Source organism: Streptomyces sp. NBC_01264 (genome assembly GCF_026340675.1).
Classification (GTDB): Bacteria; Actinomycetota; Actinomycetes; order Streptomycetales; family Streptomycetaceae; genus Streptomyces.
On the sequence record NZ_JAPEOX010000001.1, the window covers coordinates 1558249 to 1572480 of the forward strand.

Genomic DNA, 14232 nt, shown 5'->3' on the forward strand with positions numbered 1-14232 from the left:
GCCACCGACCCCCCTCCCGGATGCGATGGCGCTGCCGCGCGGCGCCGAAGGCCCTCCGGGGCCGCCCCCCTGCCCCGCCACGGCCGCCGAGGGACGGCCTGGGGCCCGGGGGGCGTACGGGGCTCGAGGCGGCGGGCGCCGCCCCCGCCCACGGGGCTACGCCGCACCACCGTCGGCTCCGCCGGAGGCGTCCGCTCGCTCCGCCGCTCGGGCGATGTTGCGTGCCATGCCGCCGAAGACGACGGCGTGGAACGGCGACACGCTCCACCAGTACAAGTGGCCGAGCAGGCCGTGCGGATGGAACAGTGCCCGCTGCCGGTAGCGGGATCCGGATTCCCCCGGGGCCGGCGGATCGGCGTGCAGTTCCAGCCAGGCGAGCCCCGGCAGCCGCATCTCGGCGCGCAGCCGCAGCAGCCGGCCCGGTTCGATCTCCTCCACCCGCCAGAAGTCCAGCGAGTCCCCCACCCGCAGCCGCGCCGCGTCCCGGCGGCCGCGGCGGATGCCGACTCCGCCGACGAGCCGGTCCAGCCAGCCGCGTACGGCCCAGGCCAGCGGGAAGGAGTACCAGCCGTTCTCCCCGCCGATGCCCTCCACCACCTGCCAGAGCGCCGCGGCCGGGGCTTCGACCGTCAGCTCCCGGCGGTCGGTGTAGAGGCTGCCGCCCGCCCAGTCGGGGTCGGTGGGCAGCGGGTCGCTCGGCGCCCCCGGGAGGGAGGCGGAGGACCAGCGGGTGGTCACCCGGGCCTCGCGGATCCGCCGGAGGGCCAGGGCGAGGGCCTCGTCGAAGCCGATGGGCGCGCCGGGCAGGTCCGGGACGTGGACGGCGATGTCGTGCTCCGCGCACACCACCTCGTGCCGCAGGGATTCGGCGAGCGGACGCGCCAGCGCCCTCGGCACGGGGGTGACCAGGCCGATCCAGTGGCTGGACAGTCTCGGGGTGAGCATCGGCACCCGCAGGATGAGGCGGGCGGGGAGCCCCGCGACGGCCGCGTAGCGGCGCATCATCTCCTCGTACGTGAGCACGTCGGGCCCGCCGATGTCGAAGGCCCGGTTCACCTCGGGCGGCATGCCCGCGCTGCCGAGGAGGTAGCGCAGGACGTCGCGGACGGCGATCGGCTGGCAGCGGGTGCCGACCCAGCTGGGGGTGACCATGACGGGCAGGCGTTCGGTCAGGTAGCGCAGCATCTCGAAGGACGCGGAGCCGGACCCGATGACCACGGCGGCGCGCAGCACGGTGGCCGGAACGGCCCCGGCGAGGAAGATCTCCCCGACCTCGGCGCGGGAGCGCAGGTGCGGTGAGAGGGCGTGCGGCGGGATGTCCGAGGGGGTGAGGCCGCCGAGGTAGACGATGCGGCCGACGCCGGCGGCGCGGGCCGCGTCCGCGAACGCCCGGGCGGCGTCCCGGTCGCGTTCCTCGAAGCGGGATCCGGTGCCGAGGGAGTGCACGAGGTAGTAGGCGACGTCGATGCCGTCCATCGCCCCCGCGAGGGACGGCGGGTCGGTGACGTCTCCCCGGACGATCTCGGCGGCCCCGGCCCAGGGATGGTCGCGCAGTTTTTCCGGGGTGCGGGCCAGGCAGCGGACCCGGTGCCCGGCGTCCAGGAGGTCGGGTACGAGGCGTCCGCCGATGTATCCGGTCGCCCCGGTGACCAGGCAGTTCTTGCCCGTCATGGCTCTCTCCGCTCCTCGCGCCCTGTCCTTCGGTACCCCTGCCCCCTGCCTCCGTTTCCCGGCGGCGCGCCGGATCGGATGCGGGAATCCCCCGTACGGCACATCCAGGACCCCCCTCGGCTCCGAAGTGGGGGTGAGGGGGTGCACCGGATGACGGGGCGAGCAGAGAGGAACACGATGACCGAACGAGGGGCGCCGCGCCCGAGGACGGCCGTGATCGGCGGGGGCGTGTCGGGGCTGACGGCGGCGTACGTCCTGGCGCGCTCGCACGAGGTGACCTTGTACGAGGCGGACGACCGGCTGGGCGGGCACGCGCACACGCACGAGCTGAAGGGTCCGGACGGGGTGGTCCGATCGGTGGATTCGGGGTTCATCGTCCACAACGACCGCACCTATCCCCAGCTGCTACGCCTATTCGGCGAGCTGGGGGTGGCCACCCGGCCGACGACGATGAGCCTGTCGGTCCACTGCGAGGGGTGCGGGCTGGAGTACGCGGGCGCCCGCGGGCCGCGCGGGCTGTTCGCCCGGCGCCGGTCCGCCGTGAACCCGCAGTACCTGCGGATGCTGGCGCGGATCCCGGCGTTCCACCGGCGGGCCAGGCGGCTGCTGGCCACCGACGCCCGCACCGGCTCGGGCCCGTCGGAGACGACCCTGGCCGAGTTCCTGGAACGGGGCCGTTTCGGGGCGTACTTCACCGCGCACTTCGCGATCCCGCTGGTCGCCTCGGTGTGGTCCTGCCCGCCGGACACGGCGCTCGGCTATCCGGCCCGGTACCTGTTCCGGTTCCTGGAGCACCACGGCATGCTGTCGGTCGGCGGCTCGCCGAACTGGCGTACGGTCGAGGGCGGCTCGGCGCGCTACGTGGAGCGGGTCCGCGAACGGCTGGACGCCGTGTACCTGGCCACCCCCGTACGGGCCCTCGCGCGCTCCCCGCGGGGCGTGTCGGTCACCACCGCCGGCGGGGCCACCGACCTCTACGACGCGGTGGTCGTCGCCGTCCACGCCGATCAGGCGCTGCGCCTGCTGGCCGATCCAACGGACGCGGAACGCGCCGCGCTCGGCGCCTTCCGGTACTCCCGCAACCGGACCGTGCTGCACACCGACACCTCGGTGCTGCCGCGCACCCCCGGCGCCCGGGGCTGCTGGAACTACCGGCTGTCGGGGTGCCGCCCGTCCGACGCGCACGTACGGGTCAGCTACGACATGAACCGGCTCCAGGGACTGGACGGGCCCGAGCCGTACGTGGTCACGCTGAACGCGGACGGGGCGGTGCGGCCCGATTCGGTCCTGGCGGAGATGGAGTACGAACACCCCGTCTACACCACGGAGTCGGTGGCGGCCCAGCGGCTCCTGCCGGCCCTGTCGGGGCCGGTGACGGCCTTCGCCGGGGCCTACCACGGGTGGGGGTTCCACGAGGACGGCTGCCGCTCGGGCGTGGCGGCGGCCGCCGCGCTGGGGGTGACGTGGTGAACCACGGCCCGCCGGGGCCCGGCCCGACCGAGCCCCGCCTCTACCCGACCGAGCCCCGCCTCTACCTGGCCGACATCCGGCACGTCCGGTCGGGCGGGAGCCGCTACCGGCTGCGGCACCGCACGTACCTGTGGCTGGTGGACCTCGACCGACTCCCGCGCCTGCCCCGGCCGTTGCGGCCGCTCGCCCGGTTCGAGGCGCGTGACCACTTCGGCGGCGGCGCCCCCTCGATCCGGGCCGGACTCGACGCCTTCCTCGCGGCGCGCGGATCCGGACTCCCCCCGGGGTCACGGGTGTTGATGCTGGCGCACGCCCGGGTGCTCGGCCACGTCTTCAACCCGCTGACCGTGTACTGGTGCCACGGCCCGGACGGCTCCCTGCGCCAGGTGGTCGCCGAGGTGCACAACACGTACGGCGAACGGCACTGCTACCTGCTTCCTCCGGAGACCGCCCGGGACGACCGCGGCGCCCTTGGTGACCTCGGCGTGTCCCCGGTCCCCAAGGAGTTCTACGTCTCCCCCTTCCTCTCCGTGGAAGGGGCCTACCGCATGCAGCTGCCCGAACCGGGCGAACACCTGACCCTGACCGTCCGGCTGGCCGGCGGGACGGACGGTGCCCGCCTGACCGCGACCGTCCGCGGCGAACGCCGCCCCGCCGGCGCCCGCGGACTGCTGCGCGCCGCGCTGCGCCGGCCCTGGTCCACCGCCGCCGTCAGCGCCGGCATCCGCTTCCACGGCGTCCGGCTGTGGCTGCGCGGGCTGCCCGTCCGGCCGCGCCCCGTCCACGTACCCCAGGAGGGCCTGAAGTGAGCACGTCGACCACCACCAACACCGCCGCCCCGGCCGTGCCGCCCTGCTCCCGGGCCAGGGCCGCCGTCGGGCGGCTGCTGATCCGCCGGGCCCTGGACCGGCTGCCGCTCCAGGTCCGGATGGGCCCCGACGGGACCCTGGGGCGGGGCGGCCCCGCGATGGCGGTGTACGACCCGGACGCCTTCGAACGCCGGATCGCCGCCGAGGGGCTGATCGGCTTCGGCGAGTCGTACCTGGCCGGGGAATGGGACGCGCGCGACCCGGTCGCCGTCCTGACGGTGCTGGCCGGGCACGTGACGGGGCTGGTCCCGGCCCCGCTCCAGCGGCTGCGCGGCCTGTGGGCCTCCCGGCACCCGGCCTCGGAGCGCAACACCCCGGACGGCTCGAGGACGAACGTCCGGCGCCACTACGACCTGTCGAACGAGCTGTTCGCGGAGTTCCTCGATCCGACGATGACCTACTCCTCGGCGGTGTTCCGCACCCTGCCCGCCGGCCCGGAGCAGCTCGCCGAGGCCCAGCACCGCAAGATCGACATGCTGCTGGACCTGGCGGGGACCGGTCCCGGCACCCGGCTGCTGGAGATCGGCACGGGCTGGGGCGAGCTGGCCGTACGGGCCGCCCAGCGCGGTGCCCACGTGGTCACCCTGACCCTGTCGCGGGAGCAGCGGGAGCTGGCCCTGCGCCGGATCGCGGCCGCCGGGCTGTCCGACCGCGTCGAGGTGCGGCTGTGCGACTACCGGGAGGCCGAGGGCAGTTACGACGCCATCGTGAGCGTCGAGATGATCGAGGCGGTCGGCGCCGAGTACTGGCCGGTGTACTTCGCCACGCTGGACCGGCTGCTGGCGCCGGGCGGGCGGGTCGCGCTCCAGGCGATCACCATGCCGCACGAGCGGATGCTCGCCACCAGGGACACGTACACCTGGATCCACAAGTACATCTTCCCCGGCGGCATGCTGCCGTCGGTGCGGGCGGTGGAGGAGATGGCGCGCTCGCACACCGGGCTGCGCGTGACCCGCTCCGAGGCCTACGGGGCCCACTACGCGCAGACGCTGCGGCTGTGGCGGGAACGCTTCGCCGAGCGGGCCGACCGGGTGGCGGAGCTGGGCTTCGACGCGACGTTCCGCCGGATGTGGACCTTCTACCTGGCCTACTGCGAGGCCGGTTTCGCCTCCGGCTACCTCGACGTGCACCAGTTCCTGCTGACGCGCACGGCCCCGGAGGGGCTCGCGGCCGGGGGGCTCGCGGCGGGCGGTGGCCCCCGGTGAACTGGAGCGGCTTCGGGCTCAACCTGGCCGTCTCGGCGGGGGCGGCCCTCGCCGTCATGCTGGCCGCCTTCGCCGTCGGGGTCCGGCTGGGCAGGCACCGCGGGGTGGACGTGGCCTGGGGCCTGGGCTTCGTCGCCGTCGCCGTGGCCACGTACGCGCAGTCGGGCGGCCGGCACCCGCTGCCGGCCGCCCTGTCGGTGGTGTGGGGCCTGCGGCTGGCCGGGCACATCGCGTGGCGGGGCCGGGGACACGGCGAGGACCCGCGCTACGAGCGGATGCTCGCGAAGGCCCCGGGCAACCGGAACGCGTACGCGCTGCGCATGGTCTACCTGCTCCAGGCGGGCCTGGTCTGGCTGGTCTCGCTGCCCGTACAGGCGGCGGCGTACGCGACCGGGCGCCCCGGGGCCCTGGCCGTGGCGGGCGCCGCGCTGTGGCTGGGCGGGCTGCTCTTCGAGGGGGTCGGCGACCACCAGCTGGCCCGCTTCAAGGCCGATCCCGCGAACCGGGGGCGGATCATGGACCGGGGCCTGTGGTCCTGGACCCGGCACCCGAACTACTTCGGCGACTTCTGCGTGTGGTGGGGGCTGTCGCTGACCGCCTGGACCTCGGGCGCGGCGGTGGCGGTGTCGGTGGTCTCCCCGCTGGTGATGTCGTACCTGCTGATCGGCGGCAGCGGGAAGCGGCTGCTGGAGCGGCACATGGCGGAGCGCCCCGGCTACGCCGCGTACCGGGCCCGCACCAGCGGATTCCTGCCCCGGCCGCCGCGGCGCCACCGCAGGTCAGAGCGGGTTTGACGCGGTACACGTTGGTACAGTCGCGGCATGGCGGTGGACGAGCTCGACACACGGATCCTGCGCCTGCTGATCGAGCAGCCGCGTACCAGCGTCCGGGAGTACGCCCGGATCCTCGGCGTCGCGCGCGGCACCCTCCAGGCCCGGCTCGACCGGCTGGAGCGTACCGGGGTGATCACCGGGACCGGGCCCGTGCTCTCCCCCGCCGCCCTCGGACATCCCGTCCTGGCCTTCGTGCACATCGAGGTCACCCAGGGGCACCTGGACGAGGTCGGCGACGCGCTGGCCTCCGTACCGGAGATCATCGAGGCCTTCTCCATCACCGGCGGCGGGGACCTGCTGACCCGGGTGGCCGCGCGGGACAACGCGCATCTGGAGGACGTCATCCAACGGCTGATCCGGCTGCCCGGGGTGGTGCGCACCCGTACCGAGGTCGCGCTGCGCGAGCGGGTGGCGCACCGGCTCCTGCCCCTGGTCGAGTCCGTGGGACGAGCGGCACGGAAGCCCTGAAAATACTGACAAGATGGTACGGACAGGAAGAAGACAGGCACCGGCAGGACGGGCACAACGGATGATCTCCGTCATATTCGATCTCGACGGCACCCTCGTGGACAGCGAGCCGAACTACTACGAGTCCGGACGGCGCACCCTGGAGCGCCACGGCGTCCCCGATTTCACCTGGGAGCAGCACGCCCGGTACATCGGCATCGGCACGCTGGAAACCCTGGAGATCCTCCGGGACGAGTACGGCATCACGACCCCGGTGGAGCAGTTGCTCGCCGAGCAGAACGCCGCCTATCTGGAGCTGGCCCGGACCCACACCGAGGCCTACCCCGAGATGCGCGCGTTCGTGCGGCGGCTGCACTCCGAGGGCGTCCCGATGGCGGTGGCCTCGGGTTCCTCGCTCGAGGCGATCGACGCGGTCCTGGCGGGCACCGGGCTGGACGCGCTGCTGACGACGGTGGTCTCCGCCGAGGAGGTCGCGCAGGGCAAGCCCGCCCCGGACGTGTTCCTGGAGGCGGCACGGCGGCTGGGCGCGGAGCCCGCCGACTGCGTGGTCGTCGAGGACGCGGCGCCGGGAGCGCTGGCCGCGCACGCGGCGGGCATGCGGTGCGTGGCGATCCCGTACGTGGCGGCCATGGCCGACGACCCGGCCTTCGCGGCGGCCGGGCTGCTCTTCCCCTCCGGGCAGACGGAGTTCAGCGCGGAGAGCGCCTACACCTGGCTCACCACCGCGCAGGCGGCCTGAACCCTCCCGGACCCCGGACCCGCCGCACCAACGCGGCGGCCCGGGGTTCCGGCGCGCTCTGGCGTCCTGGGGGCGGCGCTGTCACCATGCCGGGGTGACCGCCACCCTGATGCCCCCGGGCGCCGAGCGCGGACCGCGCCGCTGGCCCCTGGTGGGGAACCTCCCGGCCTTCGCCCGTGATCCGCTGGCCTTCTTCGAATCGCTGCGCGACGAGTACGGGGACTGGGTGCCCTGGGCGCTCGGCCCGCAGCGCAACGTCCTGGTCTCGCGGCCGGAGCACGCCGGTGAACTGCTCGGGGCCGTGGAGTCCACCTTCAGCCCGACCGAACTGGGCTGGGCCTTCCGGCAGTTGCTGGGCAACGGGGTGGTCGTGGCCACCGGCGAGGACTGGCGGCGCAAGCGGGCGCTGGTCCAGCCCTCGGTGCGCCCGCGCCAAGTGCGCTCGTACGCGGGCACGATGGTGGAGTGCGCCGACGCGCTGGTCTCGGGCTGGAGCGACGGCGCGCGGATCGACCTGCACCGGGAGATGGCCGGACTCACCCAACGCATCGCGGTGCGCACCCTGTTCGGGAGCGACGCCGCCGGCCGGGAAGCGCCGATCAGCGCGGCCATGGCCACCGCACAGCGCGAACTGGGCGCCGAGTTCCGGGGCGTGACGATGTTCCTGCCGCCCTGGGTGCAAACCCCGGGCCGGCGCCGGATGCGGGCAGCCGTGGACGTCCTCGACCGCGAGATCGAGCACGTCATACGGGAGCACGAGGCGGCCTCGGCGGCCGGTGAGGAGCGGGACGACCTGCTCAGCAGGCTCCTCTCCGCACGCGACGAGAATGGCGGTCCACTGTCGCGCAAGGAGCTGCGGGACGAGTCGATCACCCTGTACATCGGCGGCCACGAGACCACGTCGACCACCCTGACCTGGGCCTGGCAACTGCTCTCGGGGGCGCCGGAGGCCCGCGAGCGGCTGACGGAGGAGCTGGACCGGGTACTCGGCGGCCGGCTGCCGACGTACGAGGACTACGCACGGCTGCCCTGGACCCAGCAGGTGGTCAAGGAGGCGCTGCGGATCTACCCGCCGATCTGGCTGATCTCCGCGGTTGCCGGGGAAGGCGCCACGCTCGGCGGCCGCCCGGTCCCGGCGGGCCTGTCGGTGTGGATCAGCCCCTGGTCGATGCACCGGGACGCGCGCTGGTTCCCGGAGCCGGAGGCCTTCCGCCCCGAGCGCTGGTCCGCCGAAGCGGCCGCCTCCCACCAGATCCCGGAACACGCCTGGTTCCCCTTCGGCGGCGGCCCGCGCGCCTGCCTGGGTGCCCGCTTCGCCCTGGTCGAGGCCGCCCTGGTGCTGGCCGTCGTGGCCCAGCGCTTCCACCTGGACAGCGGCCCGACCCACGCGAGGGTCCTCCCGGGACTCACCCTCCAGCCCAGGGACCCGGTCCTGGCCACCCTCCGCGCACACCGCCCCTGACCGCTGGCGTCCCGACGGGAGAGATCACCGTCTCAGGGGTCGAGACGCCATTGACCCGGAGCGGTCGAATGGCTAAGTTTCGCCGCATGTTGCGTCCAGTCATGCTCACCACGCGCGGTCACATCGACCTGCTGCGGGTGGCCTCCGCCGCGTGTTGTCGCGGCTGCTGACGCCCTTTCACCTGTGGCACGAGCGCTCCGCGCTCCCCTTTCGCGCGCCCTGAGCCGCTGATCCCCTGAGTCTCTGATCTCCTGAGCCCCGGTCCTCCGCGGCTCGGTCCTCCGTGGCTCGGTCCTCCGTGGCTCGGTCCTCCGTGGCTCGGGCTCCGGCTGCTCCGGTTCTCCGAGCTCCGCGCCCCCCGCACTCCGCCGCCGTACCGGCATGGGGGCCGAGGGGTGCGGGGGCCGATGGCGTGCGCTTCCCCCTGCCTGACTTCTCCCCTCGCCCTCCCCCGCCCTCCCTCGCCTCCCCTCGCCTTCCGTGGAGCACCCATGACCCTCACCAGCCATGCACCGCCGGATATATCGGTTAAAAGAGCATCCGTGCATCTCATCGGCGCCGCCCCCGCACTCGTACCCGTCGTACCCGCCTCGGCGAAGCGGCGCTCCCCGCCCCGCTGGATCCGGCGCACCATCGGACCGCTCCTGCTGCTCGCCGCGTGGCAACTGACCAGCAGCCTCGGCTGGTTGCCCGCCGACGTGCTGGCTCCGCCCTCCACCATCGCGAGCGCCGCCGCCGGCCTGATCTCGGACGGCACGCTGCCCGCCGCGATGGGGGTGTCGCTCCAGCGCGTGGCGATCGGTCTCGTCCTGGGCGGGACGGTGGGGACGGTGCTGGCGCTGCTGTCCGGGCTCTCCCGGCTGGGCGAGGACCTGATCGACGCGAGCGTGCAGATGCTGCGCACGGTGCCCTGGGTGGGTCTCATCCCGCTGTTCATCATCTGGATGGGCATCGGGGAGGCGCCGAAGGTGGCGCTCATCGCCCTCGGCACGGCCTTCCACCTGTACCTCAACGTCTACGCCGGGATCCGCGGGGTGGACGAGCAACTCATCGAAGCGGGCGGGGCCTTGGGGCTGGGCCGCTGGGGACTGGTACGGCACGTGGTGCTGCCCGGCGCGCTGCCCGGGTTCATGACCGGGCTGCGGTACTCGCTGGCCACCGGCTGGCTGGCCCTGGTGTTCGGGGAGTCCATCAACGCCGACGCCGGGATCGGGTTCCTGATGAACCAGGCCCGCGAGTTCTTCCGCACCGACGTCATCGTCGTCTGCCTCGTCGTCTACGCCTTCCTCGGCCTCACCGCCGACCTCATCGTCCGCGCTCTCGAAAGGCTGCTGCTGCAATGGCGACCGACCTTCACCGGCCAGTGACCGCCACCGCCGCCACCCTCTCGGCGGACCCGGCCGTCCCGGCGGACCCCGCGAACCTTGCCGACCCGGCCGATACCGCCGTACGGGTCCGGGGGCTGACCCGGGCCTTCGACGGCCGGGCCGTCATCGACGGACTCGATCTGACCTTGCGCGCAGGGCAGTTCACCGTGCTCCTCGGCCGCAGCGGTTGCGGGAAGTCCACCCTGCTGCGAGTGCTCGCCGGCCTGGACCGGGAGATCGAGGGCGAGGTCCTGGTGCCCGAGCGCCGGGCGGTGGCCTTCCAGGCTCCCCGGCTGATGCCCTGGAAGCGGGTCTGGCGCAATGTGCTGCTCGGCCTGCCCGGGCGCCCCGAACGCGAGCGGGCGGAGCGGGCGTTGGCCGAGGTCGGGCTGGAGCACCGCACCGACGCCTGGCCGAAGACCCTGTCCGGCGGCGAGGCGCAGCGGGCCTCCCTGGCCCGCGCCCTGGTCCGGGAGCCCGATCTGCTGCTGCTGGACGAGCCGTTCGGCGCGCTCGACGCGCTGACCCGGATCAACGCCCAGCGGCTGGTCGCCGAGCTGTGGCAGCGGCGCGGCTGCGCGGTGCTGCTGGTCACGCACGACGTCGACGAGGCGGTGCTGCTGGCCGACCGCGTGCTCGTGATGGACGAGGGCCGCATCGCCCACGACACCGAAGTGCCGCTGGAGCGGCCGCGCTCGGTCGGCGACCCCGGTTTCGCCGCGCTGCGCGCCCGGCTGCTGGCCGAGCTCGGCGTCAGCTGAGCCGCGTCCGGCCCTTCCGCTCCCCCTGCTCCCCCTGCCCCCTGTCCCCCTGCCCTGGTTCCCGTACGAGAGATCGAAGAGAAGCGACATGAGACGTCACACCCTGCCCCTGATCGCCGCGCTGCTTCCGCTGTCGCTGGTCCTGACCGCCTGCGGCGGCAGTTCGGCCGCCGACACCAGTTCCGGCGCGAAGGACGGCGCGAAGAGCGGCGCCAAGGTGACCCTCAACGTGGGTGACCAGAAGGGCGGCTACGAGTCGCTGCTGCGGGCCGCCGGTGAACTGGAGAAGATCGACTACGAGATCAAGTGGTCCACCTTCACCTCCGGCCCCCCGCTGCTGGAGGCCGTCAACGCCAAGGCCGTCGACATCGGCGGTGTGGGCAACACCCCGCCGGTGTTCGCCGCCGCGGCCAAGTCGAAGATCACGGTGGTGGGCGCCTCCCACGGCTCCTCCGCCGGCGAGGCGATCCTCGTACCCAAGGGTTCCGCCCTCCAGACCCCCGCCGAGCTGCGCGGCAAGAAGATCGCGGTGGCGCAGGGCAGTTCGGCCCACTTCCAGCTGATCGCGAGCCTCCAGCAGGCCGGCCTGACCCCGGCCGACGTGCAGATCACCCTGCTCCAGCCCGCCGACGCGCTGGCCGCCTTCAACAGCGGCAAGGTCGACGCCTGGGCGGTCTGGGACCCGTACACCTCCCAGGTGCTGCGCTCGGGCGCCCGCATCCTGACGAGCGGCGAGGGGGTGGTCAACGGGCTCTCCTTCCAGGTGGCGGCGCCCGGCGCGCTGGCGGACGAGGGCAAGGGGAAGGCCATCGGGGACTTCCTCCAGCGCCTCCAGCGGGCCCAGGACTGGGTGTTCAAGCACCCGGAGGAGTGGGCCAAGGTCTGGGCGAAGGAGACCGGGCTGCCGTACGAGGTGGCCTTCGACGCGGTGAAGCGGAGCAACGGCACCCGGGTGCCGGTCGCCGTGGACGATGCGGCCGTGGCCTCCGAGCAGAAGATCGCCGACACCTTCACCGAGCTCAAGCTGATCCCGGGCAAGGTCGTCTTCAAGGACTTCGTCGACACCCGCTTCAACGGGAACCTGCCGCCCTCCACCACCCCCGCGCGCACGTACGGGAAGGACTCCTGATGACGGTACGACTGCACTGGTTCCTGCCCACCGGCGGCGACGGCCGCACCCTGGTCGACCGGCACGCCTACGCCAACAACCACGCCGCCGCCGGGGTGCGCGAGCCCGACATCGAGTACCTCGCCCAGATCGCGAAGGCGGCCGAGCGGCTCGGCTTCGAGGCGGTGCTGACCCCGACCGGCACCTGGTGCGAGGACGCCTGGCTGACGACGGTGGCGCTCGCGCAGCACACCGAGCGGCTGAAGTTCCTGGTGGCCTTCCGGCCGGGAGTGATCTCGCCGACACTGGCCGCGCAGATGGCGGCGACGTACCAGCGGATCACGCGCGGGCGGCTGCTGCTCAACGTGGTGACGGGCGGCGACTCGGCGGAGCAGCGACGGTTCGGCGACCATCTCGGCCACGATCTGCGGTACGCGCGCACGGCCGAGTTCCTCTCGGTCGTCCGCGGGGTCTGGGGCGGGCAGCCCTTCGATTTCCACGGCGAGCACTACCGGATCGACGGCGGCCTGACGGCGCTGCCGCCCGACCCGCTGCCGGAGATCTTCTTCGGCGGGTCCTCGGCCGCGGCGGGTCCGGTGGCCGCCGAGCACGCGGACGTGTACCTGACGTGGGGCGAGCGGCCGCAGGAGGTGAAGGAGAAGATCGACTGGATCCGTTCGCTGGCCGAGGAACGGGGCCGGACGGTGAAGTTCGGCATCCGGCTGCACACCATCTCCCGGGATTCGGCGAAGGAGGCCTGGTCGGCGGCAGACCGGCTGCTCGGCGACCTGGACGACGCGTCCATCGCCACGGCGCAGGCGGCGCTGGGCGCGAGCGAGTCGGTGGGCCAGCAGCGGATGCTGGCCCTGCACGGCGATTCGCGCGACAAGCTGGAGATCTCCCCGAACCTGTGGGCCGGGGTCGGCCTGGTGCGCGGGGGCGCCGGCACCGCCCTGGTCGGCAGCCACGGGGACGTGGCGGACCGGATCGAGGAGTACCACGCGCTCGGGATCGAGAACTTCGTACTGTCGGGCTATCCGCACCTGGAGGAGGCCTACTGGTTCGGCGAGGGGGTGACTCCGGAGCTCGCGTCGCGCGGGCTGCTCGCGCGCTGAGCCGGCGGGGGCGGGGCTGAGGTCCCGGTCCCGGACCGGGGTCCGGGAAGATCTCGACTCCACCCCCAGTTAGTAGAACCGTGAACGATTTCGCGGTGCAGGACGTGGACGTGGTGGTCGTGGGCGCGGGGCAGGCGGGACTGTCCAGCGCCTACCACCTGGCCCGGGCGGGCATCGGCCACGTGGTCCTGGACCACGCGCCGCGCCCCGGCGGCGCGTGGCAGTTCCGCTGGCCCTCGCTCACCTACGGCAAGGTCCACGGCATGCACGCGCTGCCCGGGATGGAACTGACCGGCGCCGATCCTCTGCGGCCGTCCTCCGAGGTGATCGCGGAGTACTTCGCCGCCTACGAGGACCGTTTCGACCTGCGCGTACGCCGGCCCGTGGACGTCACCGCCGTACGCGACGGGGAGGGCGGCCGGCTGATCGTGGAATCCCGGTCGGGTACCTGGTCGGCGCGGGCGCTGATCAACGCCACCGGGACCTGGGACCGGCCGTTCTGGCCCCGCTACCCGGGGCAGGAGCTCTTCCACGGCCGCCAGCTGCACACGGCGAACTACCCGGGACCGGCGGAGTTCGCCGGAGCCCGGGTCGTCGTGGTGGGTGGCGGCACCTCGGCGGTGCAGCACCTGCTGGAGATCGCCGAGGTGGCGGCGGAGACCACCTGGGTCACCCGCCGGCCCCCGGTGTTCCGCGACGGGAGCTTCGGCGAGGAGCAGGGCCGTGCGGCGGTGGCCCTGGTGGAGGACCGGGTACGACAGGGCCTGCCGCCCCGGAGCGTGGTCAGCGTCACCGGGCTGCCGCTGAACGAGGCGGTCCGGGGCGGGCTGGAGTCGGGGGTCCTGGACCGCCTCCCGATGTTCGACCACCTCACGAAGACGGGGGTCGCCTGGTCGGACGGCAGCCGCGTGGACGCGGACGTGATCCTGTGGGCCACCGGCTTCCGCCCGGTCATCGACCACCTGGCTCCGCTGCGCCTGCGCGAGCCGGGCGGCGGCATCCGGCTCGACGGCACCCGCGCGGTCCGCGACGCACGGATCCACCTGGTCGGATACGGCCCCTCGGCCTCCACCATCGGCGCCAACCGGGCCGGCGGCGCCGCGGTCCGCGAGCTCCGCCGCCTGCTCGCCCGCACCGGGGCCGGGGTCAGCTAGGGGACGTCTG

At 73.8% G+C, this 14232-nt stretch carries 14 protein-coding genes; 13 read left to right on the forward strand and 1 reads right to left on the reverse strand.

Translation table 11 applies throughout. The features are described 5' to 3' along the window. Window positions 1–156: 156 nt before the first annotated feature. Window positions 157–1671: an SDR family oxidoreductase gene (locus OG435_RS07030; protein WP_266875960.1), complete on the reverse strand. Its 1515-nt coding sequence runs from the start codon at window positions 1669–1671 to the stop codon at window positions 157–159. A gap of 177 nt (window positions 1672–1848) precedes the next feature. On the opposite strand from OG435_RS07030, the gene OG435_RS07035 reads away from it, so the two are divergent. The 13 genes from OG435_RS07035 (at window position 1849) to OG435_RS07090 (ending at window position 14222) form a co-directional block, all read left to right on the forward strand. After that, window positions 1849–3141, forward strand: a complete 1293-nt coding sequence (locus tag OG435_RS07035; protein WP_266875961.1) for an NAD(P)/FAD-dependent oxidoreductase — start codon at window positions 1849–1851, stop codon at window positions 3139–3141. Then, a complete protein-coding gene (locus tag OG435_RS07040) occupies window positions 3138–3950 on the forward strand; it encodes a DUF1365 domain-containing protein (RefSeq protein WP_430625594.1) in 813 nt (270 codons plus the stop codon). The genes OG435_RS07035 and OG435_RS07040 overlap by 4 nt, the downstream gene beginning before the upstream one ends. Next, the gene (locus OG435_RS07045; RefSeq protein WP_266875962.1) at window positions 3947–5215 is read left to right on the forward strand and encodes an SAM-dependent methyltransferase; all 1269 of its coding nucleotides are present in this window, start codon (window positions 3947–3949) and stop codon (window positions 5213–5215) included. The genes OG435_RS07040 and OG435_RS07045 overlap by 4 nt, the downstream gene beginning before the upstream one ends. 56 nt (window positions 5216–5271) lie before the next feature. Next, a complete protein-coding gene (locus OG435_RS07050) occupies window positions 5272–6009 on the forward strand; it encodes a DUF1295 domain-containing protein (RefSeq protein ID WP_266881558.1) in 738 nt (245 codons plus the stop codon). 27 nt (window positions 6010–6036) lie between these two features. Continuing rightward, window positions 6037–6516 carry an Lrp/AsnC family transcriptional regulator gene (locus tag OG435_RS07055; RefSeq protein WP_249764881.1) on the forward strand — a complete coding sequence of 160 codons (480 nt, stop codon included), beginning with the start codon at window positions 6037–6039 and terminating at the stop codon, window positions 6514–6516. A 61-nt stretch (window positions 6517–6577) separates the two neighbouring features. Then, window positions 6578–7255, forward strand: a complete 678-nt coding sequence (locus OG435_RS07060; protein ID WP_266875963.1) for an HAD family hydrolase — start codon at window positions 6578–6580, stop codon at window positions 7253–7255. Between the two features lie 109 nt (window positions 7256–7364). Next, complete coding sequence (locus OG435_RS07065) at window positions 7365–8717, forward strand: cytochrome P450 (RefSeq protein ID WP_266881559.1); 1353 nt, start codon at window positions 7365–7367, stop codon at window positions 8715–8717. 86 nt (window positions 8718–8803) lie between these two features. Then, window positions 8804–8887: a putative leader peptide gene (locus OG435_RS50345; protein ID WP_351303160.1), complete on the forward strand. Its 84-nt coding sequence runs from the start codon at window positions 8804–8806 to the stop codon at window positions 8885–8887. Window positions 8888–9208: 321 nt separating this feature from the next. Then, window positions 9209–10084: an ABC transporter permease gene (locus OG435_RS07070; protein ID WP_266875964.1), complete on the forward strand. Its 876-nt coding sequence runs from the start codon at window positions 9209–9211 to the stop codon at window positions 10082–10084. Then, window positions 10057–10845 carry an ABC transporter ATP-binding protein gene (locus OG435_RS07075; protein WP_266875965.1) on the forward strand — a complete coding sequence of 263 codons (789 nt, stop codon included), beginning with the start codon at window positions 10057–10059 and terminating at the stop codon, window positions 10843–10845. The genes OG435_RS07070 and OG435_RS07075 overlap by 28 nt, the downstream gene beginning before the upstream one ends. Window positions 10846–10933: 88 nt before the next feature. Next, window positions 10934–11974 carry an ABC transporter substrate-binding protein gene (locus tag OG435_RS07080; protein ID WP_266875966.1) on the forward strand — a complete coding sequence of 347 codons (1041 nt, stop codon included), beginning with the start codon at window positions 10934–10936 and terminating at the stop codon, window positions 11972–11974. Further along, window positions 11974–13068: an LLM class flavin-dependent oxidoreductase gene (locus OG435_RS07085; protein ID WP_266875967.1), complete on the forward strand. Its 1095-nt coding sequence runs from the start codon at window positions 11974–11976 to the stop codon at window positions 13066–13068. The genes OG435_RS07080 and OG435_RS07085 overlap by 1 nt, the downstream gene beginning before the upstream one ends. A 95-nt stretch (window positions 13069–13163) precedes the next feature. Next, window positions 13164–14222, forward strand: a complete 1059-nt coding sequence (locus OG435_RS07090) for an FAD-dependent oxidoreductase (RefSeq protein ID WP_430625742.1) — start codon at window positions 13164–13166, stop codon at window positions 14220–14222. Window positions 14223–14232: the final 10 nt, after the last annotated feature.

Excerpts from the sequence above, each read along its gene's own strand:
- OG435_RS07035 (WP_266875961.1), top strand. The coding sequence starts at position 1,849 with ATGACCGAACGAGGGGCGCCGCGCCCGAGGACGGCCGTGATCGGCGGG.
- OG435_RS07030 (WP_266875960.1), bottom strand. The coding sequence starts at position 1,671 with ATGACGGGCAAGAACTGCCTGGTCACCGGGGCGACCGGATACATCGGC.
- OG435_RS07085 (WP_266875967.1), top strand. The coding sequence starts at position 11,974 with ATGACGGTACGACTGCACTGGTTCCTGCCCACCGGCGGCGACGGCCGC.
- OG435_RS07055 (WP_249764881.1), top strand. The coding sequence starts at position 6,037 with ATGGCGGTGGACGAGCTCGACACACGGATCCTGCGCCTGCTGATCGAG.
- OG435_RS07075 (WP_266875965.1), top strand. The coding sequence starts at position 10,057 with ATGGCGACCGACCTTCACCGGCCAGTGACCGCCACCGCCGCCACCCTC.
- OG435_RS07065 (WP_266881559.1), top strand. The coding sequence starts at position 7,365 with ATGCCCCCGGGCGCCGAGCGCGGACCGCGCCGCTGGCCCCTGGTGGGG.
- OG435_RS07070 (WP_266875964.1), top strand. The coding sequence starts at position 9,209 with ATGACCCTCACCAGCCATGCACCGCCGGATATATCGGTTAAAAGAGCA.
- OG435_RS07060 (WP_266875963.1), top strand. The coding sequence starts at position 6,578 with ATGATCTCCGTCATATTCGATCTCGACGGCACCCTCGTGGACAGCGAG.
- OG435_RS07050 (WP_266881558.1), top strand. The coding sequence starts at position 5,272 with ATGCTGGCCGCCTTCGCCGTCGGGGTCCGGCTGGGCAGGCACCGCGGG.
- OG435_RS50345 (WP_351303160.1), top strand. The coding sequence starts at position 8,804 with ATGTTGCGTCCAGTCATGCTCACCACGCGCGGTCACATCGACCTGCTG.
- OG435_RS07080 (WP_266875966.1), top strand. The coding sequence starts at position 10,934 with ATGAGACGTCACACCCTGCCCCTGATCGCCGCGCTGCTTCCGCTGTCG.